Origin of the sequence: Paenibacillus albicereus (genome assembly GCF_012676905.1) — a bacterium.
GTDB classification, from domain to species: Bacteria; Bacillota; Bacilli; order Paenibacillales; family Paenibacillaceae; genus Paenibacillus_O; species Paenibacillus_O albicereus.
Window position 1 is genome coordinate 3,568,207 of the sequence record NZ_CP051428.1, and the last position, 22,861, is coordinate 3,591,067.

The window sequence follows — 22,861 nt, forward strand, 5'->3', positions numbered from 1 at the left end:
TGGTCTAATTCGCGTAGCGGTTGGATGTGCCAAAGAGCTTGGCGTGATTCGGCGCCCAGGTGGGCGGGCCGTACTTGCTGAGGTAGCCCAGGCGGTTCAGCCACTCATCGACTGGCTTCTCCAGATGGAGCGCTACGAGCAACTCCCAGGTCGCCTTGACGTCGTTCAGCGCGCGGTGAGCGCCGTCGAGCTCGATGCCGTAGGTGACGGCCATGTTCTCGAGCTTGTGCGGATACGGCTTCCTGTCGCGGCAGATAGTGAGCGTGTCCATGAAGGGGTTGGTGAAAGTCTTGCCGGCCAGCCGCTGCATGCCGTGATGCAGGAACTGGAGGTCGAAGGCCGCGTTGTGCGCGACCAGGAGGCTGTCTCCCATCAGGTTCCGGAGAATCTTGAAGGCGAGCGTCTCGTCGGTCGCCTCGGTCAGCATCTCCGGCGTGATGCCGGTCAGCTCCGTGATCTTCGGTGCGAGCGGGAAGTCGATTCGTACGAGGGTACTGAACTCGGCCACGATCTGGCCGTTCTTGATTCGGACGGCCGCCATCTCGATGACGCGATCCCGCTCCGGACTGAGGCCGGAGGTTTCAAAGTCAAACACGGTGACGTCGTTTAGCATGTTCCTCGCTCCTAATCTCCTGCAGCCAGATGATCCGCTGCTCATAGTTGGCGCTGCGCACCGTGTAGTTCGGGTAGCCCAGCGCGAAATGCTTCTTCACTTCATCCTTGAACCGTTCAGGATCCAGACCGTAGAAGGCCCAGATCCATTCCGCGACGCCCGACTGGCACATCGGCCGGCCGAGCTCGTCAAGCTTCGGCTCAACCACCTGCAGCGGCTCCCTCGAAGTCCATCTCGCCGGCACCATCGACCGGCTCCAGCTGCCAAACCGGGTTCTCCATCTCGATGACCGATCCGTCCGGCTGGATCTCGATCGTCTTGCGCGGGTCCACGTCCTCGCTGTAGCCCATCTGCATCTCGATCGAGAGGATGCCCCACTTCGAGAGCATGTTCCGGATGACCGTCTTCATGGCCATCGCGTCGTAGTCGAGTTTCCAGCCGTAATCCGTTTTCGAGTACTGCTTCCGGTGTGCCTCAATCTCTTCCTTGGTCCAGTAGACCGTCTTGCGGAAGCCGTTGACGAGCTCGAAGTATCCGGCGTAGCCGATGACCTTGTCCGAGGTTTTGGCCTCGAAGTCGATCACGAATTCCTCCGTCAGCCGATTCCAGACGACCAGCTCGCCCTCGTAGACCTCCGTCACGTTGATGGACTTGTACTGCCCCGTTCTCAGCGCCAGCTGGATGTAGCCCTTGTAGCCGAGCTGGAAAGTGGCGCGGCCTTTGTAGGGCACGATCCAGGCGTAGCCGAGGTTCTTGTCGACCGGAAGGTCGAGCGTCGCGGCCACCATGCAGGATGCAATAACGCTCATCGGTTCGCATTTCTGCAGGTTCGCGTCTGCCGTGTACAGGTTGAGCATGGAGCTCATGAACTGTGGCGCCCGCTTGTCGAGGACTTCCTCGAAACGCTTCTTGATGGCCGGCGCGGCGAGGAAGCCTTTCAGCCCCTCGTTCTGCGGCTTCTGTGGAGTCGGCGCATTGTTGGTGCGCGACTGGAGCTTGCTGCCAAGCTCCGCGGTGCTTCTGCTTGCGGACATTCGCTTCTCCCCCTTTAGTGGACCAGGAAGCGCCGAGACGAGCTCGTGCGCGCGTACTTCTCGTAGATCTCCGGCAGCTCGGCCTTGACGGCCTTCGTGTCCAGCGCCGTCCGGCTGCTGCTCTTCCAGCTGGCGACCTTCTCGCCGTTGAGCAGCGCCGCCTCAGCGTCCTTCATCTCGGCCTTCAACGCGTTCTTGACGGCTTCAAAGCGTTCCTCCGCAGCTTCGGCGGCAGCCTTGGCCGCCCTCAGCTCCCCAATCAGAGGTTCATCCTTCACGCCGAGCTGAACAACATGCTCCGGGCGGCTGGTCGGGTACAGGTAGTTCAGCAGATCCGTGCTTGCTCCGCTGCCGTCAACGATCGGCGGCACGCCTTTCAGCACGTTCTCCGTCCAGAACTCCCGCTCGATGCCGATCAGCGTCTTGATCAGCGTTTCGTCGCGCTCGACGTAGCGCTCCTCGAACCGGTTGCCGCCGATCAGGACGGCGAAGAATCCGTAATCCAGTCCAAGGACGGCCATATAATGCTGGAGCTGAATCGCGTAATGATCCGGAATCTTGCCGTCATCCCAGTCCGCGCCGGCCCATGCATTCGTCGTCTTGACCTCAAGAATGCCGCGCCGTTTGCTGCCGTCGGTGATCAGGCGGTCCACGTTGCCCAGCATGAACGGATGCTCTTTGTGCCGGTAGAGCTTATTGCTCCGCTGGATCTTGAAGCCGGACCGTGTCGCGAACTCGCGGGCGACAACGTCCTCGAGCTGATTGCCCCAATAAGCTGCCTCGCCGGCTTCCGGTGGGACGATCTGCCCCGTCTTCTCCAAGTAGACGCCGACCGGGGATTTCCACGGGTTCATGCCGGCCACCGCCGCGGCGTCCGAGCCGCCGATGCCGCGCTGCCGGAGCTTGAGCCATTCGGCACGCTCCATGCCTTTCGTTACGGCTGCTACTGTCATTGCCATTGGTAGAGTCCTCCCTCTTGATTGGAGTGGGCCACCGTGATACGATGGCCGCAGATAGTTCTTCTTGATGACCGGTGCCCGCCGGTCATTTTTCGTTTTTCTTGGCCTTATAGCGGACGATTTCAGGCATCTTGCTGACTCTGATCGCATTCCTTTCGGCTTGGGAACCGATGTTGGCACAAAGTTCCCCGAAATTCTCCTCCGCGTGGTGTAAAGCAATGAGCCCGCCAAGACAATTCGCCACTACCTCGACAAATTCAGATGCCTCCTGTGTACTCATGGATTCGCCTCTCATCTCCGCGAAAAACCGTGACACTTCGTCAAAGATTTCTCTCATATGCCGCCTCCTTTTTCAGAATCGGGGACCAGCCCCGGATGCTTGTCCAGCATCTGAGGGAGCATGAACGGAAAGGGGGGCCAACCGTTCACGCTGCCCTCAGACAGGGGACAAGCGCCCCTGCTTCATTCCGGATCGAAGTCGCGTCGCCGCTCGCTCGCCTCGATCCGTTGCTGCTTTCGCCAGTAGCTCTCCTCCAGCTCCTCGTCGCGGAGCTCATCGTGCTCGCCATCTCGATCCAGCGGCGCCGGCATCTCCCAAACCATGCGCCGGCTGAAGCGATCCAGATTAGGTTCCATGCGCGTCTCCCTTCTTGGCTGGCAGTCCGGCCTGTGCTATAATGGCGTCAACGAGCGCCTTTAGTCGGGTCCTCAGTTGCGACGCTATCCCTGGCCGGATGGCGTTTTTTATTTGCCGGTCGATGTCGGCCACTTCAATCTCCGTCCAGCAGATCGCCGCCCGCCTCAGCTCCGGCTCCACCCGCATCGGATGCTTCAGCAGCCATTCCCGCTGCTTCTGCAGCTCCGCGATCCGCCGAACCGCTTCCCTCTCCAACTGCCGCTTGCTCTTCATCGCGTCCCGCTCCTCTCTTTGGCCGCGCCGCGCTTCCGCAGCGACATGCCATCCATCACCGACCGCACCTGCTTCAGCGCTGCCTCCATCGCCGTCAGCTTCTTCCAGCCGTCCCGGCCGCCGGTCAGGTCCATGTTCACCATCTCCAGCCCTTCCGTCGCCGCGGCCCACTGCTTCACAAGGACGTAGCTGGGATTCTTGATGGCGCCGGTCTCGACCTTGGCCAGCACCGAGCGGTCGACATGCAGCTTCCGTGCGAGCTGCTCCTGCGTCATGCCCGCTCGCTCCCGGCAGGCCTTCAAAATCTCGCCGATCGGCTGCTGCTTCGCCGTCCATCCCCCGCTTTGTGCAGATCCGGCACGAACGCGGGCTTTTTCCGTTCCGTCCGAAGGATGTAAGCTGGAAGCAGCTGGTTCGTTCCCCCGCTTGACCGCTCCGCCCGTTTCCCCGCTCGGCCTCCCCCACAGCCCGCCCAGCATTGGCGCGGGCTCCTCACGGCCCTCCAAGAACTGCCGGCCCCAGCCGGTCTGCTCGACGACCTTCCGCACGTCGATCTTCTTCTTCACGAGGCATGACCGCCTCTCCGGCGCTTCCAGCCCGGCCCCGCGTTCTTCTCGGTCCAGTCCGTATGCCGCTCGCACCACTCCAGGAGCAGATGCGTCAGCACTCGAGGTGTGCCAGCCACCCGCGTTACCGGGAAATCCTCCCGATTGAAGAGCTCGGTCGCCTTCGTTCCGCCGATATCCATCAGCTCCATGAACTGCTGCCGGTTCAGGATCGGCGGCAGGCTGTTCTGCAGGCTGTGCCGCTCAAGCGCCTTGTCCACCGCGGCGTTGATGATGCGGTTCAGCTGATCTTCATCGAATTTCACCTCAAGCATTTTCCTTCTCTCCTTCCTCCGGCTGCTCCAGCAAGATGCTGAGGTTTGCCGCGATCAGTTTTTTCTCCAGCGCCGAGCATTTCCGCTGGTTCACATAAGCGACCATCGTCCGAACCATGTTGGCCAGATCCAGCAACCGCAGCGCCGGCAAAGCGCCGTCGCCTTCCCATGCTGCTGCGATTTCGTCCATCGAGTCCAATTAGATCACCTCCCTTCCGGTTGAGGTTTGCTCAACTTTTTTCTTAAAAAAAAGCTGGTCTGTGAGATCATGAATTTTCATCTCAAACTTTTCTGCAATAGCTGGAATATGCTTTGCTTTCAGCTCGTTTTCACCGGTCTCGATTCGCTGATATCCACCAGCAGTACGAAGCCCCAAAGCCTGCGCCATCTCTTGAAGATGGAGCCGTTTTTCAATTCGGAGCTGGCGAAGGTTGCTGTAGTTTACGTCCATGTTTTTCACCGCCCTACTTGTTGATGTTTGCTCAACTCATGAATTAATAATATTTGAGTTTACATCAACTGTCAACATAATATTTGCTCTTTACTCAACTTAATTCTCTTTTTCATCAATTATTGATATGGTTGTTTTGAGGTATCATCAAATATTGGAGGTGGTAGGGTGAAGCCTCCGGCAAAACCCTATTCGGAGAGAATTAAGAAGCTTCGAAAGTCATTCAATATGACTCAGCGACAACTTGCAGACCGACTTGGGGTCGATAACACCACAATTTCTAAATGGGAAGCTGGCATTTATGAGCCCAATTCAGACCTGCTAAACCAGCTTGCTGAGATTTTTGAAACGACGGTGGATAACATTTTAGGACGAGCTGCAGCAGGTCCTGCACCTGGCGACCATGAAAGGGAATTCAACTTCTTTGAAACTAATGACGTCCAGTTCATCGCTCGCTCTCAAAAAAACCTCTCTCCCGAGGCCTTCCGCAAAATGCAGGAGCTTGCCAAGAAAGCTCGGGAAATCTTCGACGAGGATGAAGATTGACCCGCTAGGCTCCGCAGGTCGACCTGATTTCAAGCGAGCGAACATCATGGCCGAGCAGATTCTGCGCGAGCTGAACGATCCGGAACCGGCGATCGACCCGTTCTTTATTGCAGCCCGATTCGGATGGAAAGTCATGTACGAGTCGCTGTACGGGCCAGACGCCTACACTGCGAAAGATGTGAGGCGAGGTAATAGCCGCCACATCATCTTCATTGCCGACGACGCAGCGCGGGGCCACTCCCCCCTGAAGCAGCGAAGGCGCCAACGCTACACACTCGCCCATGAAATCGGGCATATTCTGCTGCATTCGGAATTTGACTGGGCAAGCAGCAGCGACATCCCAGAGTTCGGCCAAAAACTTGAGGTCGAGGCCCACTGGTTTGCAAGTCGGCTCTTGATGCCAAATTACGGTTTCAAGAGCGTCATGGACCTGACCGTGAAGGCCGTCATGGAGAAGTTTGACGTGAATATCTCGGCTGCCAGGAAGCGATTGGAGAAACTTGATGAACGGATTCGAGACAGCCTGACGGAACAAGTTATCCCATTCTTCGTCTGGCAAAAGCCCGAAATCCTGGAGGACGAGCCGATCGATCCTGGCATCTGGATGATGGAAGTCGCGGCAGCCGCTGAAATGGACGTTGAATGGCGCGTCTGCGAAAGCTGCCAAGAGCTCATGCTGCGGGACTTCTATGGTTACGTCTGCTTCAAGTGCGGGAAGTTTGGAGATCAGCAGGATACATAGCAACTCCCCCAGCCGATGGGGAATTGGAGGAGCATTAAATGATTACTTTCAAGCGAGGAGAACACGAAGTTCTTGTCACTTCAGACGAGGTTATTGAGATTCTAAATCGGGTAGAGGAAAACCCATATAATTCAGCGTTATATGAAGTTACAGGGAATAGTCCTGATTCCGAAGCCAAGATAAAAAAATATTTAGAAGCGTGGATAAATAGAGACGAATCCGGGTTTTATAATAAATTTGTCTACCGAGATATTCAAGGGGAACGAGCTAAGCTTGTTGCAAGTGCATACTTAAAACGGTTCTCCGAATTATTTGATACTATTTCACTCGGGAATCAAACCAAATTAAGAATTACTGAATCTAATGATGATTATTATATTGTTTCAATTAATGATAAAAAAAGCTTTATCAATAATAATATCCCAAACAAGTTGATCAGTATTAAAAAGACTTCTATTTTTCACATTCAAGGAACAGTTTCTGATTTTTTAATTGAAACAATACATGCCAAAATTTCTTTCTCTAAAGATTCCATTTACATCAGCGTTTTATGAAAAATAATAAATTATTGAACTACGCTTACCTCAACAGTATCCCCATCAGCATCTGGCAAGACGGAGAGCCACAAGCCTTCGGCCTAATTGAGCTGCACATCAAGGACGCGGTGCGGGTGAACGGCATGTACTACGTCAAGAGCCAGCATGAATTCCGTCTCGAAGAAGCCCGCTGAGGGCTTTTTCTTTCCACGATTTTCCGAACGTACATTCTGGAGTAGGAGGAGAGGCATGGCATCATTCACGAAGATCCCGGCCAACAACAAGCAGGGCTACAAGTGGGTTTGCATCAAGGACGGCCCGCCTGATCCAGCCACCGGGGCGCGGAACCAGGTCAAGCGGCGCGGCGATACGAAGAAGGAGGCCGAGGCGCGCTGCGACGAGGCGATTAAGAAGCTGGGCGAGCATGGGCTCAGCGAGAAGGATCTAAAGCAGTTGCCGTTTGGACGGGTAGCTGCGGAATGGTTGGAGACTTACGTTCGAGGAGGAGCAAAGCCCGGGACCATCCAGCGCCGGAAGGACTCCTTGAAGATTATCTTCTCGTTCATGGAGCACGTGAATATCAACCGCATCACGCCGAAGCTGCACCAGTCGATGCTAAACGAGCTGTTTGATTCTGGCTACTCAAAATCAACGTTGGATAGCGTTCATGTCGCGGCGAACCTAGTCTACAAGCATGCGCTGAAGGAACGATACATCCAAAGCAACCCGGCTGCCGGCGCGACGATCCCGGTGAAAGTCCGCACCGTGGAGGAGATCGAAAACAATCCGGTTGAAAACAGCTATCTGGAACGCGGCGAGCTGCATCAGTTCCTGGCCACAGTAAATGAGCATGGCCTGACGAATGACGCGCCCTTCTTCTACCTCATGGCATTTTCGGGATTACGGATTGGCGAAGCGCTCGCTTTGAAATGGACAGACGTGGACTTCGAGACAGGCAACATCCGCGTGACCAAGACGCTGTACGCGCCCCGGAACAACATGAGGACGACCGTACTACTTCCGCCTAAGACAACCGCCTCCATCAGGGAATTCGACCTGGATGAGGACGTGATGAAGCTCCTGAAGACGCACAAGGCACAGCAGAACCAGCGCATCCTTGAGAAGCGGCTTCTGACTGCTGACTTCCATAACGGAAACTACGTCTTCGCTAACGACAGCGGCTATCCAACGGTTCACCGGCAGATTGAATTCAGGATGAAGCGCCTCTTGAAAAAATCCGGTCTGAAGAAGCCAGCGACTCCCCACTTCTTCCGCCATACGCATATCAGTATGCTGACCGAGGCAAAGGTCGACCTGAAGACCATCATGGATCGGGTCGGCCACGACGATCCGAAGACGACGCTGAAAATCTACACGCACGTCACGGAGAAAATGAAAAAGGATGCCGGTCAGAAGCTCAGCAGCTCCTACTCCGACATCCTTAAAGGCCTCATTCTGCAAGATTCGTGACCTTTTTGTGACCTTTTTCGTTTTCGGTACCCCTCGTCAGTTCTCCAATTGGTACCGCTCCTGATGCGCGCGGATGCTGAAAACCAGCCCCACGCATAGCATATTGAGCAATAGCGACGTGCCGCCATAGCTGACGAACGGCAGCGTGATGCCGGTGATCGGCATGATGCCGATCATCATCCCGACGTTCTGGAACACCTGGAACACGTACATCGAGGCAATGCCGATGATGATGAACGCCCCTCGCAGGTCGTAGCACTGGAAGGCGATCATAATCATCCGATAGATCAGCAGGAAATACAGCAGCAGCAGCACCGCCGAGCCCTGGAAGCCGAACTCCTCTCCGACGACGACGAAAATCGAGTCCGAATACGTATACGGCACGACGCCGCGATTTTTGGAATCGCCCTCGAGGAAGCCGTCGCCGGTCAAGCCGCCGCTGCCGACCGCGATGCGGGCGTTGCGGGACTGATACCTGGCGTCCGGGTCGGCATTGTCGGGATCGACGAACGTGTTGATCCGCTCGTACCAGTGGGTGACGTCATGCTTCTCGGCGTATTGCTTGATCTGGTCGTTGTAGGTCGTGAACAGCGTGACGAACAGCGTCAGCGTGCCGACGACGACGGCGAGGCCGAGCAGCACATGCGAATACTTGACGTTGCCGATCCAGAGCATGCCGAGCAGGATGACGAGATAGATGATGGCGTTGCCGAGGTCCGGCTGGATGACGACGAGCAGGAAAGGCAGTCCGGCCACAGCGGCGATCGGCATCAGGTCGCGGACGACCTGCAGCTTCTCCCCTTGCCTGCGCCCCATCATGTAGGCGACGGCGATGATGAGCACGATCTTGCCGAGCTCCGCCGGTTGGAAGCTCAGCTCGCCGATCGTGAACCAGCCCGAGGCACCATTGATCTTTTTTCCGGCGAACTTGACGGCGACGAGCAGGATGACGCCGACGCCGTAGATGACGGGCCATGCCTTCAGCACGAGGCGGTAGTCGACCAGCGTAGACATCAGCAGAACACCGAATCCGAGCGCGTAGAACACCAGCGTCTTCTTGTACGCGGTGGCATAGTATGGGTCGGCCATTCCGACGCTGTACAAGAGGATCGCACTGATCGCCATGAAGCAGACGAGCAGCGTGAGGATGCCGACATCCATTTTCTTGAGCTTGTTGATCACTTCATATCATCCAATCCCTAAAAACTTGCGCAGCTTGCGGAAGCGCCCGGGCTTGTCGTCGAGCGGCATGAGCGGCACCATGTCGCCGAGGATGCGGCGGGCGATGTTGCGGTAGGCGATCGCCGCCTTGCTCGTCGGGTCCATGACCGTCGGCTCTCCGGAGTTGGCGGCCTTGATGACCCGCTCGTCGTCCGGAACGACGCCGAGCAGGTCGATCGCCAGCACCTGGCAGATGTCGTCGATGTCGAGCATGTCGCCGCTCTTTACCATCGCGTGCTTGATGCGGTTGATGACCAGCTTGGCCGGCACCTGCGACTGCTCCAGCAAGCCGATGACGCGGTCGGCGTCGCGCACGGCGGCATTTTCGGGCGTCGTCACGACAATCGCGCGATCGGCTCCGGCGATCGCGTTGCGGAAGCCCTGCTCGATGCCGGCCGGGCAGTCGATGATGACGTAGTCATGCTCTTTCTTGAGCTCCAGCACGATGTCCCGCACCTGCTCCGGCGTGACGGCGGACTTGTCCTTCGTCTGGGCGGCGGGCAGCATGCTGAGGTCGTCGAAGCGCTTGTCCTTCACGAGCGCCTGCTGCAGCCGCACCCGTCCCTCGGCGACGTCGACCAGGTCATAGATGATGCGGTTCTCGAGTCCCATGACGACGTCGAGATTGCGCAGTCCGATGTCGGTGTCGACCATCGCGACCTTCTTGCCCTGCAGAGCCAGGGCGGTGCCCAGATTGGCGGAGGTCGTCGTCTTGCCGACGCCGCCCTTGCCTGATGTGATGACGATTGCTTCTCCCATGCTCTACACCCCTTTGAACAGCATCGGCTCCTTGCGCATGCGCACGAGCTGGTTCATCTTGTCGATCTGCATCCGCCCGTCCTCCAGATAGGCGTATTCCATCGAGGCGTCGGCGCTCATCCACTCTTCGGGCGGCCGGCTGATGACGTCGGCGATCCGCAGCTGCGTCGGGCGCAGCTGGGAAGCGGCGATGATGACGTCCGTCCGGCCGTCCGACCCGGCGTGGGCCATGCCGCGCAAGGCGCCGAGCACGTAGATGTCGCCGGTGCATCGCAGCGCGCCGCCGGGATTGAGATCGCCGAGCAGCAGCAGGCTGCCGTCATGCTCGACCGTCTGGCCCGAGCGGATCGTGCCGGTCATCATCTTGAACGCCTCCGAGGCGCCCTCCGGGTCAGGCCGGGGCGCCTCCGATTCGATCGTCTGCACGAGCAGGTTGCCCCGCTGGCGGATGACGCTGCGGATCTGCTCCTTGTCTTCCTCGGAAGCCGGCCGGGAGCCGAGCTTCACATGTACATGAACCAGCGGCCCCGACAGAAGCTGCTGGTGGGACTTTTCAAGCTTGAACTGGAGCTCGTCCATAAGCTCCGCGAATTCGCAAGCATCGTCAAAGAGGAAGATGAGACCGTCCTTGACTCCTTTAATCGTAATATGCTGTTTGTCGGTCACGTCGGTCCCTCCTTGACGGTATCATTCGTCCCGAAACCGGCCGATTCCTGCCGGGCTAGTCTGCGGAAGCGGCCGGCTTGGCGCGCGACTTGCCCTCGAACGCCCGACGGATCGGGATGTAGACGGCAAGCGCGAACGCCAGCTGCAGGAACAGGCTCGGGAAAATATGATGCTGCAGCGCCAAGGCCAGCGGCTCGGACGTGAAGCGGAACACGTCGTAGACGTAGTAGACCGCGATATCGTACAGCAGCGAGCCGATCGCGACGATCGCCAGCGCCGACAGCATCGTGAGCCGTCGTCCGCCGAGCAGGAGGCCGATCAGGTAGGCGATCAGCCCCATCGCATACGCATGCAATCCGAGCAGATGGCCGCGGAACACGATGTCCTGCAGCAGGCCGAAGCCCGCGCCGAGCAGCAGCGCCGCGTGGCGGCTGCGATAAAGCGCCGCGTAGAGGACGAGCACGAACGTGAAATGCGGCAGCAGCCGGTCCGAAAAAGCCGCCGGCACGAGCCAAGGGAACAGGCTCGTCTGCACGAGGAAAGCGAGCAGCGTCAGCAGCACGATGCTCTGCATCTTCATTGGGCCATACCCGATGTCTGCACGACGAATACTTCGCTCAGATGGTCGAAGTCCGCCGACAGCTTGATGCTCGCGACGCGCGTCAGCCCGATGTCGCTGTCCTGGGTGCTCTCGACCGTGCCGATGACCATCCCGCGCGGAAAGACGTTGCCGAGGCCCGAGGTGATGACGGTATCATCCTTCTTGATCGGGTCGTCCGCCGCGATCTTGGTCATGAGGATCCGCTGCGTCTCGGAGTTGTAGCCGGAAAGGATGCCGAACGACTGATTCTGCTTGCCGAGCACCGTCGCCGAGATGCCGGATTCCTCGGAATTGAGGCTCGTGATCGGCATGACGGTCGACGTCAGCTCCGACACCTTGCTTACATAGCCGATCATGCCCTTTTCGGAGATGACGGCCATCCGCTCGCGGATGCCCTCGCGGGCGCCGAGATTGATCGTCATCGTCCGGTTGTAGGCGTCCGGACTGACCGCCACGACCTGGGCGATCAGATAGGTATAATCGTAGATCTTCTTCTGCTCCTCGGTGAACTTGAGCTTCTCCTGCAGGCGCTCGTTCTCCTGCTGGATCGCATTGTACTCCACCTTGTCGCGCGCGTAGGCCGCTGCCGTCATGCGCAGCCGGTCATTCTCTTCGTACACCTTTCGCAGATCGCCGACAGCCTGGAACAAGCCCGCTATGTAGCCAGCGGGCTTGTAGAACCATTGCTGCACGTAGCCGGTCGTATCGCGCAGGAACTTCTCCGGCGCCGTCAGCCCCGCCTTGGAGCTGATGGAGAAGCCGATGACCGCGATGAAGAGAATGAAGCTGACCATGAGGACGAAGAGCCGCCTGTTCCGCAAATGCTTAAACATGGGTCCACCCGCCCGTCTTATTCAGCTCCGCTCGCGCGTTATCGCTTCGACCGCGAGCCGCCTTTGGTCTTGAAAAGATGAATGTTCTCCAGCGCGCGGCCTGTGCCGATCGCGACGCAGTCCAGCGGATTCTCCGCGACGATGACCGGCATGCCGGTCTCGCGCGAGAGCAGCTTGTCCAGGTTGCGCAGCAAAGCTCCGCCTCCGGTCAGCACGATGCCGCGGTCCATGATGTCCGCGGACAGCTCCGGCGGGCATTTTTCCAGCGTGATCTTGACGGCGTCGACGATCGCCGAGATGGTATCGGCCAGCGCCTCGGTAATTTCCTCGGACGTGATGGACAGCGTTTTGGGCAGTCCCGTCACGAGATCGCGGCCGCGGATCTCCATCGTCACCGGCTGCTCGAGCGGCATGGCCGAGCCGATCTCCATCTTGAGCTGCTCGGCCGTGCGCTCGCCGATCATGAGGTTGTACAGACGCTTGATATATTGGATGATCGCCTCGTCCATCTCATCGCCCGCGATGCGGACGGAGCGGCTCGTGACGATGCCGCCGAGCGAGATGACGGCGACCTCGGTCGTGCCGCCGCCGATGTCGACGACCATGCTGCCGGTCGGCTCCCATACGGGCAGATCGGCTCCGATCGCAGCCGCGAACGGCTCCTCGATCGTGTAGGCGTCACGGGCTCCGGCCTGGCGCGTCGCGTCCTCGACGGCCCGCTTCTCGACGGACGTGATGCCGGAAGGGACGCATACCATCACGTTGGGATGGCGCGGGAACAGCGAGCGCTGCTTCTGCGCCTGGCGGATGAAGTATTTGATCATCGTGGCCGTCGTTTCGAAATCGGCGATGACGCCGTCCTTCATCGGACGGATGGCGCGGATGTTGCCCGGCGTGCGGCCGATCATCTTCTTGGCATGCTCGCCTACGGCCTCGATCGTTTTTGTATCGGTACGAAGGGCGACCACGGACGGCTCCCTGACGGCGATTCCTTTTCCTCTTACGTAGACCAGCGTATTGGCTGTGCCAAGGTCAATCCCCAAATCCTTTGAAACTCCGAACATCGTACTACTCCCTTCTAAAATGCGGCAATCCTATTCATTATATTACATGAAGCCTCGTTCCTTCAAACTGATAAAGCGTCCGTCTCCGATGACAATATGATCCAGGACGTCGATGCCGACCAGCTCCCCGGCCTCCTGCAGGCGCGCCGTCAGCGCCCGGTCCTCCGCGCTCGGCGTCGGATCGCCGCTCGGGTGGTTGTGGGCGCAGATGAGCGAGGCGCTGCCGTGGCGGATCGCCGCTCGGAACACTTCGCGCGGATGGACGAGCGAGGCGTTGAGCGTGCCGACGGACAGCGTCTCGCGGGCGACGATGTGGTTTTTCGTATTCAGGAACAGGCAGACGAAATGCTCCACCTGGAGATAGCGGAGATCTTCCATCAAAACCTCGGCGGCGTCCTCGGGACGCCGCACGGCGATCGTCTCCTCGCGGCGGCTGCGCGCCAGACGGCGGCCGAGCTCGATGCCCGCGCGGATCTGCAGCGCCTTGGCCGGTCCGATGCCTTTGATGCGGGTCAGATCGCCGTGGCCCATGTCCACGAGCCCGCGCAGGCTCCCGGACTGCTGCAGGATGCGCGAGGCCAGATGCACGGCCGTCTCGCTGGAGGAGCCTGTCCGCAGCAGGATGGCGAGCAGCTCCGCGTGGCTGAGCGCTTCCGCCCCGTGCTGCAGCATCCGCTCCCGGGGACGCTCCTCCTCGGGCCATTGTTTGAGAGAAACCGAATCCGACATCGTTCGACGACCGCCTTTGCGCTGGGTTTACCTTAGTTTACCATCCTTTTCGGGCATTATCTCCTCTCCTTTTTCGAGAAATCTCGAGCTTCGTCTATTCCCTGACGAATGAAGCAATGAAAAAGTCCATCTCCGGATGGAGATGGACGAAAAAAAAGGACCTGCGGCCGAATCGGCTCCCCGGCGCCGGCCTATCCCTGAACCGTGCCGGCTTGGAAAGGCCGGCTCCCGTCGATGGAGCAGCCAGCAACCAGTTGCCGGCTCAAGGATCTCGCAGCTGGAGCGGGTCGAGTCCGAAGGACTTCAGCAGCTCGTAGAGCAGATTGAGCGGCAAGCCCATGATGCTGTAGAAGTCGCCTTCGATCTTCTCGATCAGCACGCTGCCGAGACCTTGGATGCCGTAGCTGCCCGCCTTGTCGAGCGGATCGCCGGATGCGACGTAGGCCGCGATCTGCGCCTCCCCGAGCTCGCGAAAGCGGACCTTGCTGCGGGTGTAGCCGCAGGCCGCGATGGCTGGGCCGCCGGGAGCGGCCACGCGGTAGTCTCCGATGCCGCCGAACCGCTGCCGCTCCCCCCAGACGGCGTCGGACGCAAGCGCCGAGGCCGCGCCGGCCGGCGGAAAGGCAGGCGGCAGCTCCGTCGCGACGGCCGGCACGGGACCGCCGGTCGCGAGCAGCGCGACGCCGCTGTACACCTCATGGACGCGTCCGCTCAGGCGGCGCAGCGTGAGGCGAGCCTCCTCGGCGTCGACCGGCTTGCCGAGCACTTCCCCGTCCAGCACGACGATCGTGTCGCCGCCAAGCACGAGAGCGCGGCCGCCGCTGCCCTCGATACGAAGCGCGGCAGCCATGGCCTTGCGCAGGGCCAGCTCCGCGACGATCTCATGTGGCCGCAGCTCCGGGCCGACCGACTCGTCCGCATCGGTGGCCAGCACCTCCAGCGGGATCGGCAGCCGCAGCGCGGCAGCCAGCTCCCGCCTTCGCGGCGAGGACGAGGCGAGCACGAGCCGCTGCGGCAGGTTGTTTTCGTTCATTCGCTAGCACTCCTCCAAACGGTATGTCGAAATGAAAGGCTACAGCTTGCGGTACAGCAGCAGCGCCAGCACGAGGCAGACAAGGCTGACGACGCTGAAATTCAGCGTCAGGTCCAGCTCGTAGCGCAGCACGCCGAGATCGGCGGCCGGCCTCCAGTTCAGCTCCGCGGAGCGCGTCAGCTGCGCCAGCGCCGGAACTTCCTTGAGCCAGCGGTCGGCCAGCGCCCCGGCGAGCAGGCCGAGCGCGCCGAACAGCAGCAGCGTCCATCCGTTCTTCTTCATCACGTCCGCGCCCTCTCCCGTCCGAAATTCTCGTCCCATTATAAGGGAAGCGGGCGCCGGGAGCAACGGGCCTCAGCCGGGGAGCGCGGCCTCCCGAAGCTCCAGCTGCGCCAGCGCGGCGGCGGTCAGCTGCGCCTGGACCGCCCATAGGGTTGCCGCCTTCGGCGACCCTTCATATGCCTTCAGCTCCGCGCCGGCTTGCCGCAGCGCATCGGCCAGCGCTCCGGCCGAACCCTGCATGGGCTTGCCGGACCAGTTCGGCCCGGCGTCTGCCGCCGTCTTGAGCCATTCGTCCAGCCGCTTGGTCCAATCCGCGCGGCTCGCGGCGTCCGATTTCGCGGCATCCCCCGCCAGCAGCGCCGCCGTTTGTCCGGCCAGGTCGCCGATCAGGCCCGAGGCGCCCTCGTCATAGGCGTTCAGCTGGTCGGCCGTGCCAGCGAAAGCCAGCTCCGGCACGCTCGGCAGCTTCAATCCTTTGAGATAGACCTCGGTGCCTGTCATGCCGCCGGCCAGCTGCTCGGCTTGCGCGCGGCTGCCCGCGACGCCCGCATAAACGCGATAGTCGCCGTCATGGCGCAGCGCGGACGCCAAGCCGGCCTTCTTCAGCTCCGCCGCAGCGGCTTCGGCGCTCGCCTTGGACGAGAACACGCCGTATTGGAGCAGCTGATACGTCCGCTCCGGCCAGCCGGCCGCCACGCTTCGGACCGTCGCCGCTTCCTTCGCAGCCGTCTCCGAGCCCGCTGCCGCTGAAGACGGCGATTCCTCGTCCAGCCCTCCACGGACGGCAGCGGACGCATCGGCTGCTTGCTTGTCCCGATCCGGCATCAGCCCTTGACCCGCGAACAGCGTCAAGGTCATATACCCCAGCACCGCTCCCGTCGCGATCGCGCCGGCGATGGACAGCAGCACCTTCAGCCAGGACGGTCCCGGTCCTTCAGCCGTCCTCGCGGCGCGCTTCGCCCGGGCGGACTTGCCCGCAGCGCGGGCCGGACGCGCGGCGTCAGGCTCGATGACCGGCCCGGAAGGCCACGCTCCCGGCTCGTCGTATCCGATCTCGCTCCGGCCGGAGTAATCCTGGACAAGCCGCCCGGTCGACGGATGCGGAACTGCCCGCAGCCATTCCGAAGGCTGTTCCAGCCCGCCGGGCTCGTCCGCAGCCGCCGTCGGCTCCGCCCCGTTCCTGACCCGTTCCGGCTCCGTCGCTTCCGGCCCGGCTGCTCTTGCCTCGCCTTCATATGGAGCGCGGTCGAGCTCCGGCGCCGCCGCCTCGCCCGGCCATTGCGTCCAAGCCGGATCTTCGTCGGCCGCGTCCCCTTCCGCCGGTGCTGCCTCTATCTCGCCGGGAGCCAGCTCCAGCTCCCCGATCGGATTGTCTTGAAACGGACTGACCCAAGGCTCATAGGACTCCGCGAACGACATCGCGGACAGCTCCTCCATCCCCGCGGCCGCGCCTGGGCTGCCGGCGGAGCGGAGGCCGGGGCGCGGCTCGCTTCCGGCACGCGGCAGGCCGGACGCCGCGCGCCCCTCCTGCACGAGCCTGCCGCTGCCGTCCGGACGATACGTGACTCGTACCTTCGTCATGATCGTGTTGCTCCTCCCTGTGGTGGACTCTAGTCTACTCTATGAGACTAGCGGCTCGAATATGTCCGATTGGAAGAGAGCAAGCCAAGGCGCGCCTGCGGCAGCTGCCGGAATCGCACGCCCCGCAGACGCAAAAAAGCGAAGGGCAGCCGCCCTCCGCTTTCGTTACCTGCTAGGGAAGGACGCAAGTCCCTCCCCGCTAGCCTATTGCCCCGCCGGCTCGAACCGCTGGCGCAGCAGCCCGACGAGCGCGTCGCCGGACTTCCAGATGTCGCCGGCTCCCATCGTCAGGACGAGATCGCCCGGAGCGAGGCGCGCGGCCAGCTCGGCCTGCACCTCTTCCTTGGTCGGCAGGTAGGAGGTGTTCGCGTTGCTGTTCTTGACGATCAGCTCCACGAGGCGGCGCGAGTTGACGCCCTCGATCTCCTTCTCCCCGGCTGGCGAGTAGATGTCGGTGATGATGACCTCGTCCGCCTCCGCGAACGCGCGGCTGAACGGCTCCAGCAGGAAGAACGTGCGCGTGTAGCGCTGCGGCTGGAACACGGCGACGATGCGCTTGCCGGTCGCCTTGGCGGCGCTGATCGTCGCCTGGATCTCCGTCGGATGATGCGCATAGTCGTCGATGACGAGGATGTCGTTCACTTCGCCGAGCACCTGGAAGCGCCGCTTGGCGCCGATGAAGTCCTTGATCGCCGCAGCCGCGGCTCCGAACGGCACGCCCGCCTCCATGCACGTGATGAGCGTCGCGACCGCGTTGTAGACGTTGTGGCGGCCCGGCACGGACAGCTGCACGACGCCCAGCTCCTGGCCGCGCCGCGACAGCGTGAACGTCACCTTGCGGTCGCCGAGGACGAGGTTCGAGGCGCTGTACTCGGCGTCGGCGCTGTCGATGCCGAACGTGACGATGCGCTCCGCCGGCAGCGCGCCGGCCGCGCGCGGCAGCAGCTCGCGCACGATCGGATCGTCGATGCAGACGACGGCGCGGCCGTCTTCCTTGACTTGCGAGAGGAACTGCACGTACGCCGACTTGAGGTTCTCGAAGTCGCCGTCATAGTTTTCCAGATGGTCGGGCTCGATATTGGTCACGACGGCGATGGCGGGATGGTAGTGCAGGAAGGAGCCGTCGCTCTCGTCCGCCTCCGCCACGACGTATTCGCCCTTGCCGGCCTTGGCGTTCGTGCCGACATTGACGATCTCGCCGCCGATGATGTAGGTCGGATCCGCGCCGCAGCTCTCCATGACGAGCGCGATCATCGACGAGGTCGTCGTCTTGCCATGCGCCCCTGCTACGGCCACGCCCTTGCCGGCGTTCATGAGCCGGGCAAGCATCTGGCTGCGGTGCAGCACCGGAATGCCCAGCTCCTCGGCCGCCCGGCGCTCGACGTTGTCCTTGGACAGCGCCGTGCTGTAGACGACGAGATCGGCGCCGCGCACATGGCCGGCGTCATGCCCGATATGAATCTCCGCGCCTTTTTTGGCCAGCTTCTCGGTCAGCTCCGCCCGGGCGACGTCCGAGCCCGTCACTTTATAGCCCATTTCCAGCATGACGCGCGCGATCGCGCTCATGCCGTATCCGCCTATCCCGATAAAATGAACGTGTTCTGCTGTCGTCGTCATGACGGTCACCAACCTTTTTCAGAATCCGGCAGTCCGAGCACGGAGGCGCGGACATCGGCAATGAGATAGAGCGTGCCGGTGACGACGGGCAGGCCGCCGCCGGAGGCGGCGCGCTCCAGCCGCTCCAGCGCGTCCGGCCACCGGGGCTCGGCGATGATCTCGGGCGAGACGCCCAGCTCGCGGGCCAGCTCCCGCGCGACGTCCGCCAGCTCCTCGGCCGGCAGCGCCTTGCGGAAGGCCGGCTGCGTAACGACGAGTGTATCCGCTATAGGGAGTATATGCCGGAGCACTCCGCGGTGATTCTTGTTGCCCAGCATTCCGATCATGACATGGATGCGCTCGCCTCCATGCAGCTCGCGCAGCGCGGCCGCGAGCGACTCGGCGCCCTCCGGATTGTGCGCGCCGTCGAGCAGCAGCCGCGGCTCCCGGCGCACCATCTCCAGCCGGCCCGGCCACTGCGCGGAGCGCAGCCCCTCGAGCAGCTGCTCGTCCTCGACGAGCAGCGCGTTGTACTGGCGCAGCGCCTCCAGCGCCATGACGGCGGCGGCGGCATTCTTGCGCTGATGCGCGCCGGCCATAGTCAGCGACAGGCGCGACATCGTCCGGAACGGTCCTTTGAAGCCGAAGCTCTGTCCCGACTCCGTCGCCTCGATCGCCGTCTCCTCGAACTGCTCGCCGAGCTGGTACAGCGTCGACTTGGACTTGCGGGCCGCCTCGCGGATGACCGCGAGCGCCTCCTCGTTCTCGACCGTGCTGACGACCGGCACGCCGGGCTTGATGATGCCGGCCTTCTCGCGGGCGATGTCCGTGATGGAATCGCCGAGCACGTCCATATGGTCGTGGCCGACGTTGGTGATGATCGAGATCACCGGCGTGACGATGTTCGTCACGTCGAGCCGGCCGCCGAGCCCCGTTTCCCAGACGACGTAGTCCGGGTAGGTCACGCGGGCGAAATAAAGGATCGCCAGCGCCGTCGACACCTCGAACATCGTCGGAGAGCCGTGCTCGGTCTCGGCGATCTCCTCGACGAGCGGCCGCAGCTCGTTCGCAAGCCGCAGCAGCGTCTCCTCCTCGATGTCCTGGCCGTTGTAGCGGAATCGGTTGGTGAACTTCGTGATGTAGGGGGACGTGTACGTCCCCGTGTCATAGCCGCCGCGCACGAGCACCTCGGTCAGGTACGCGCAGACGGAGCCCTTGCCGTTGGTGCCCGCGACGTGGATGAAGCGGAGGCGGCGCTCCGGATGGCCGAGCCGCTCCATCATGATCCGCATCCGGTCCAAGCCCGGGCGGACGCCGAAGCTGACGAGCCCTTCGATCCAGCCGCGCGCTTCCTCGTACGACGTCATGCCGCCGATATGCTGTTGCTCGTTGTCCATCAGCCTTGCAGCTCCTCGATCCGGGCCAGCACTTTGTCGAGCTTGGCCTGGTAGTCCGTCCGCTTGGCTTTTTCCTCGTCGATGACCTTGGCCGGAGCCTTGGCGACGAAGCCTTCGTTGGACAGCTTCTTGTCGACGCGCTCCACCTCGGAGCGCAGCGTGGCGGCTTCCTTGTGCAGGCGCGCGACCTCCTGCTCGATGTCGATGAGACCCGCGAGCGGCAAGTACAGCTCGGCGCCCGTGACGATCGCCGTCATCGCCTTGTCCGGCGCGGCCAGGGAAGCGTCGATCGAGAGCGACGACGTGCCCGCGAAGCGGCGCAGCAGCTCCTCGTTGGCTTGCAGGATCGCGAGCTCCGCCTCCGAGTTCGGCTTGATCTGCAGCTCGATCTTCTTGCTCATCGGCACGTTCACCTCGGCGCGGATGTTGCGCACGGAGCGGATCGTGCTCATGAGCAGCTCCATCTCGCGCACGGCGTCCGGCGCCTCGAAGGCGGCGTCGTACTGCGGCCAGGCGGCGACCGAGATGCTTTCGCCGTCATGCGGCAGATGCTGCCAGATCTCCTCGGAGATGAACGGCATGAACGGGTGGATCAGGCGCTGCGTGCGGTCGAGCACGTAGGCGAGCACGGACTGCGTCGCCTTTTTGGCTTCGGCGTCGGAGCCGTACAGGCTGAGCTTGGATACCTCGATGTACCAGTCGCACAGATCGTCCCAGATGAAGTTGTACAGCAGCCGCCCCGTCTCGCCGAAGTCGTAGGCGTCGATCAGGCGCGTCACGTCGCGCGCCGTCTCGTTCAGGCGGTGCAGGATCCAGCGGTCGGCCGTGCCGAGCTTGCCGCCGAGGTCGATGTCCTCGTAGCGGAAGCCCTCCAGGTTCATGAGCGCGAAACGGGAGGCGTTCCAAATCTTGTTGGCGAAGTTGCGCGCCTGCTCGACCTTCTCGATGCGGAAGCGCAGGTCCTGACCCGGCGTGCTGCCGGTCGACAGCATGAAGCGCATCGCGTCCGCGCCGTACTGCTCGATGATGTCCAGCGGATCGACGCCGTTGCCGAGCGACTTGGACATCTTCTTGCCGTCGGCGTCGCGCACGAGGCCGTGCATGAGCACGTCCTTGAACGGAATCTTGTCCGTGAACTCCAGGGCGGTGAAGATCATGCGCGCCACCCAGAAGTAGATGATGTCGTAGCCCGTCACGAGCAGGTCGTTCGGGTAGTAGCGTTTGAAATCGGCGCTCTCCTCGTCCGGCCAGCCGAGCGTGGAGAACGGCCACAGCGCGGAGCTGAACCACGTGTCGAGCACGTCGTTGTCCTGGCGCAGCTCGCCGCCGCAGTCCGGGCAGGAGCCGATGTCGTCCGCGGACACGTGGATCGTGCCGCAGGCGTCGCAGTACCAGGCCGGGATGCGGTGGCCCCACCACAGCTGGCGGGAGATGCACCAGTCGCGGACGTTCTCGATCCAATTGAGATACGTCTTCTCGAAGCGCTCCGGCACGAAGTTCACGCCCGTGCCCGACTTCTGCGCCTCGATCGCGCGGTCGGCCAGCGGCTTCATCGCCACGAACCACTGCGTGGACAGGTACGGCTCGACGACGGCGCCGCTGCGCTCGCTGTGGCCGACCTGATGCACATGGTCCTCGATGCGGACGAGCACGCCGGATTCCTTCAGGTCGGCGACGAGCTGCTTGCGCGCCTCCGCGCGGTCGAGGCCCTGATACGGACCGGCTTCGGCGTTCATGACGCCGCTCTCGTCCATGACGATGATCTGCGGAAGATCGTGGCGCTGGCCGACCTCGAAGTCGTTCGGGTCATGGGCCGGGGTGATCTTGACGGCGCCGGAGCCGAAGTCCTTCTCCACGTACTCGTCGGCGACGATCGGGATGAGGCGTCCGATGACCGGCAGCACGAGGTTCTTGCCGACGAGGGCGCGATAGCGCTCGTCCTCGGGGTGGACGGCGACGGCCGTATCGCCGAGCATCGTCTCCGGACGGGTTGTCGCCACGGTCACGTGGCCGCTGCCGTCCTCGAGCGGATACTGCAAATGGTACAGGTTGCCCTGCACTTCCTTGTATTCGACCTCGATGTCCGACAGCGCCGTGCGGGCGGCCGGGTCCCAGTTGATGATCTTCGCGCCGCGGTAGATCAGCCCTTTTTGGTAGAGGCGGACGAACACCTCGCGCACGGCCTTCGACAGCCCTTCGTCAAGCGTGAAGCGCTCGCGGGAGTAGTCGAGCGACAGGCCCATCTTGCCCCACTGGCTGCGGATCGTGCCCGCATAGGTGTCCTTCCATTGCCACACCTGCTCCAGGAACTTCTCGCGGCCGAGGTCGTGGCGCGTCTTGCCGCTCTCGCGGAGCTTCTTCTCGACGACGGTCTGCGTCGCGATGCCGGCGTGGTCGGTGCCCGGCAGCCAGAGGGCGTCGAAGCCCTGCATGCGCTTCGTGCGGATCATGATGTCCTGCAGCGTGAAGTCGAGCGCATGCCCGATATGGAGCATGCCCGTGACGTTCGGAGGCGGGATGACGATCGTATACGGCTTCGCTTCCGGCACGCGGCCGGCCTTGAAGAAGCCGCCCTTGCTCCACAGCTCGGTGCTGTTCTGCTCGGCGCTGCGGGGATCGTAGGTCGTCGGCATTTCGGTTGTATGCTGCTGCTCTGACATTGGCAAGTTCACCCTCGTTTGGTTGATGGAGTTTGAAATAGGCGGCCGACCGACAAAAAAAGCCTTCCGCCCCTTGAACGCAAAGGACGAAAGACTTCTGCTTCCGCGGTACCACCTTCATTCCGCCCCGGACGTAAATGTCCCTGGACGGCACTTGGAGCAGGATAACGGCTGCGGCCGGCGGAGAGCTGCTCCTGCGGCATCCCCGAGGGCATGCAGGCAGTGCGCGATCCGCGACTCCGGGGCGACCTGTGACGCTTCTGCGGCCTGCAGACCTTCCACCACCTGCGGTCTGCTC

Annotated in this window: 28 protein-coding genes; 4 read left to right on the top strand and 24 right to left on the bottom strand. The window is 61.8% G+C overall.

All coding sequences use genetic code 11. The annotated features are described in order from the left end of the window. Positions 1-4: 4 nt before the first annotated feature. From HGI30_RS16015 to HGI30_RS16065, 11 genes are all read right to left on the bottom strand, one after another. A complete protein-coding gene (locus tag HGI30_RS16015; protein WP_168908473.1) occupies positions 5-613 on the bottom strand; it encodes a 3'-5' exonuclease in 609 nt (202 codons plus the stop codon). Continuing rightward, on the bottom strand, positions 588-821 hold the full coding sequence (locus HGI30_RS16020; RefSeq protein WP_168908474.1) for a hypothetical protein: 234 nt from the start codon (positions 819-821) through the stop codon (positions 588-590). The genes HGI30_RS16015 and HGI30_RS16020 overlap by 26 nt, the downstream gene beginning before the upstream one ends. After that, positions 814-1,647 carry a recombinase RecT gene (locus HGI30_RS16025; protein ID WP_168908475.1) on the bottom strand — a complete coding sequence of 278 codons (834 nt, stop codon included), beginning with the start codon at positions 1,645-1,647 and terminating at the stop codon, positions 814-816. Before HGI30_RS16025 ends, HGI30_RS16020 begins: the two co-directional genes overlap by 8 nt. Before the next feature lie 14 nt (positions 1,648-1,661). After that, positions 1,662-2,606: a YqaJ viral recombinase family nuclease gene (locus HGI30_RS16030; protein ID WP_168908476.1), complete on the bottom strand. Its 945-nt coding sequence runs from the start codon at positions 2,604-2,606 to the stop codon at positions 1,662-1,664. A gap of 85 nt (positions 2,607-2,691) precedes the next feature. Next, complete coding sequence (locus HGI30_RS16035; protein WP_168908477.1) at positions 2,692-2,943, bottom strand: hypothetical protein; 252 nt, start codon at positions 2,941-2,943, stop codon at positions 2,692-2,694. Positions 2,944-3,068: 125 nt separating this feature from the next. Then, complete coding sequence (locus HGI30_RS16040) at positions 3,069-3,242, bottom strand: hypothetical protein (RefSeq protein WP_168908478.1); 174 nt, start codon at positions 3,240-3,242, stop codon at positions 3,069-3,071. Continuing rightward, positions 3,232-3,516, bottom strand: a complete 285-nt coding sequence (locus HGI30_RS16045) for a hypothetical protein (protein WP_168908479.1) — start codon at positions 3,514-3,516, stop codon at positions 3,232-3,234. Before HGI30_RS16045 ends, HGI30_RS16040 begins: the two co-directional genes overlap by 11 nt. After that, complete coding sequence (locus HGI30_RS16050) at positions 3,513-4,082, bottom strand: helix-turn-helix domain-containing protein (protein WP_235680155.1); 570 nt, start codon at positions 4,080-4,082, stop codon at positions 3,513-3,515. Before HGI30_RS16050 ends, HGI30_RS16045 begins: the two co-directional genes overlap by 4 nt. Next, positions 4,079-4,396, bottom strand: a complete 318-nt coding sequence (locus HGI30_RS16055; protein WP_168908480.1) for a DNA-binding protein — start codon at positions 4,394-4,396, stop codon at positions 4,079-4,081. Before HGI30_RS16055 ends, HGI30_RS16050 begins: the two co-directional genes overlap by 4 nt. Continuing rightward, complete coding sequence (locus HGI30_RS16060; protein WP_168908481.1) at positions 4,389-4,595, bottom strand: hypothetical protein; 207 nt, start codon at positions 4,593-4,595, stop codon at positions 4,389-4,391. Before HGI30_RS16060 ends, HGI30_RS16055 begins: the two co-directional genes overlap by 8 nt. Further along, positions 4,596-4,847 (bottom strand): helix-turn-helix domain-containing protein, encoded by a 252-nt coding sequence (locus tag HGI30_RS16065; protein ID WP_168908482.1) that lies wholly within the window; start codon positions 4,845-4,847, stop codon positions 4,596-4,598. 168 nt (positions 4,848-5,015) lie between these two features. Between HGI30_RS16065 and HGI30_RS16070 the strand changes: the two genes are divergently transcribed. The 4 genes from HGI30_RS16070 to HGI30_RS16085 all read left to right on the top strand — a co-directional run bounded on the left by HGI30_RS16070 (position 5,016) and on the right by HGI30_RS16085 (position 8,141). Then, on the top strand, positions 5,016-5,393 hold the full coding sequence (locus HGI30_RS16070) for a helix-turn-helix domain-containing protein (protein WP_168908483.1): 378 nt from the start codon (positions 5,016-5,018) through the stop codon (positions 5,391-5,393). Further along, entirely contained in the window at positions 5,383-6,135 is a 753-nt protein-coding gene (locus HGI30_RS16075) for an ImmA/IrrE family metallo-endopeptidase (protein ID WP_168908484.1), read from the top strand. The genes HGI30_RS16070 and HGI30_RS16075 overlap by 11 nt, the downstream gene beginning before the upstream one ends. A gap of 38 nt (positions 6,136-6,173) precedes the next feature. Then, complete coding sequence (locus HGI30_RS16080; protein WP_168908485.1) at positions 6,174-6,689, top strand: hypothetical protein; 516 nt, start codon at positions 6,174-6,176, stop codon at positions 6,687-6,689. A gap of 231 nt (positions 6,690-6,920) precedes the next feature. Beyond that, the gene (locus HGI30_RS16085) at positions 6,921-8,141 is read left to right on the top strand and encodes a tyrosine-type recombinase/integrase (RefSeq protein WP_168908486.1); all 1,221 of its coding nucleotides are present in this window, start codon (positions 6,921-6,923) and stop codon (positions 8,139-8,141) included. A gap of 36 nt (positions 8,142-8,177) precedes the next feature. Here HGI30_RS16085 and HGI30_RS16090 read toward each other — a convergent pair whose 3' ends face one another. The 13 genes from HGI30_RS16090 to HGI30_RS16150 form a co-directional block, all read right to left on the bottom strand. Next, complete coding sequence (locus tag HGI30_RS16090) at positions 8,178-9,323, bottom strand: FtsW/RodA/SpoVE family cell cycle protein (RefSeq protein ID WP_168908487.1); 1,146 nt, start codon at positions 9,321-9,323, stop codon at positions 8,178-8,180. Positions 9,324-9,329: 6 nt separating this feature from the next. Beyond that, entirely contained in the window at positions 9,330-10,121 is a 792-nt protein-coding gene (minD, locus tag HGI30_RS16095) for a septum site-determining protein MinD (protein ID WP_168908488.1), read from the bottom strand. Between the two features lie 3 nt (positions 10,122-10,124). Further along, entirely contained in the window at positions 10,125-10,787 is a 663-nt protein-coding gene (locus tag HGI30_RS16100; RefSeq protein WP_235680156.1) for a septum site-determining protein MinC, read from the bottom strand. 55 nt (positions 10,788-10,842) lie between these two features. Next, the gene (mreD, locus tag HGI30_RS16105; protein ID WP_168908489.1) at positions 10,843-11,367 is read right to left on the bottom strand and encodes a rod shape-determining protein MreD; all 525 of its coding nucleotides are present in this window, start codon (positions 11,365-11,367) and stop codon (positions 10,843-10,845) included. Continuing rightward, complete coding sequence (gene mreC, locus HGI30_RS16110; protein WP_168908490.1) at positions 11,364-12,221, bottom strand: rod shape-determining protein MreC; 858 nt, start codon at positions 12,219-12,221, stop codon at positions 11,364-11,366. The genes mreD and mreC overlap by 4 nt, the downstream gene beginning before the upstream one ends. A 38-nt stretch (positions 12,222-12,259) precedes the next feature. Beyond that, the gene (locus tag HGI30_RS16115; RefSeq protein ID WP_168908491.1) at positions 12,260-13,285 is read right to left on the bottom strand and encodes a rod shape-determining protein; all 1,026 of its coding nucleotides are present in this window, start codon (positions 13,283-13,285) and stop codon (positions 12,260-12,262) included. A gap of 42 nt (positions 13,286-13,327) precedes the next feature. Then, positions 13,328-14,014: a RadC family protein gene (gene radC / locus HGI30_RS16120; protein WP_168908492.1), complete on the bottom strand. Its 687-nt coding sequence runs from the start codon at positions 14,012-14,014 to the stop codon at positions 13,328-13,330. A 262-nt stretch (positions 14,015-14,276) separates the two neighbouring features. After that, a complete protein-coding gene (locus tag HGI30_RS16125) occupies positions 14,277-15,047 on the bottom strand; it encodes a Maf family protein (protein ID WP_168908493.1) in 771 nt (256 codons plus the stop codon). 39 nt (positions 15,048-15,086) lie between these two features. Beyond that, a complete protein-coding gene (locus HGI30_RS16130; RefSeq protein WP_168909925.1) occupies positions 15,087-15,329 on the bottom strand; it encodes a DUF4321 domain-containing protein in 243 nt (80 codons plus the stop codon). 72 nt (positions 15,330-15,401) lie between these two features. Continuing rightward, complete coding sequence (locus tag HGI30_RS16135; RefSeq protein ID WP_168908494.1) at positions 15,402-16,910, bottom strand: SPOR domain-containing protein; 1,509 nt, start codon at positions 16,908-16,910, stop codon at positions 15,402-15,404. Between the two features lie 204 nt (positions 16,911-17,114). Then, entirely contained in the window at positions 17,115-18,527 is a 1,413-nt protein-coding gene (murC, locus tag HGI30_RS16140) for a UDP-N-acetylmuramate--L-alanine ligase (protein WP_168908495.1), read from the bottom strand. 5 nt (positions 18,528-18,532) lie between these two features. Beyond that, on the bottom strand, positions 18,533-19,903 hold the full coding sequence (locus HGI30_RS16145) for a bifunctional folylpolyglutamate synthase/dihydrofolate synthase (protein ID WP_168908496.1): 1,371 nt from the start codon (positions 19,901-19,903) through the stop codon (positions 18,533-18,535). Then, a complete protein-coding gene (locus HGI30_RS16150) occupies positions 19,903-22,563 on the bottom strand; it encodes a valine--tRNA ligase (protein WP_168908497.1) in 2,661 nt (886 codons plus the stop codon). Before HGI30_RS16150 ends, HGI30_RS16145 begins: the two co-directional genes overlap by 1 nt. Positions 22,564-22,861: the final 298 nt, after the last annotated feature.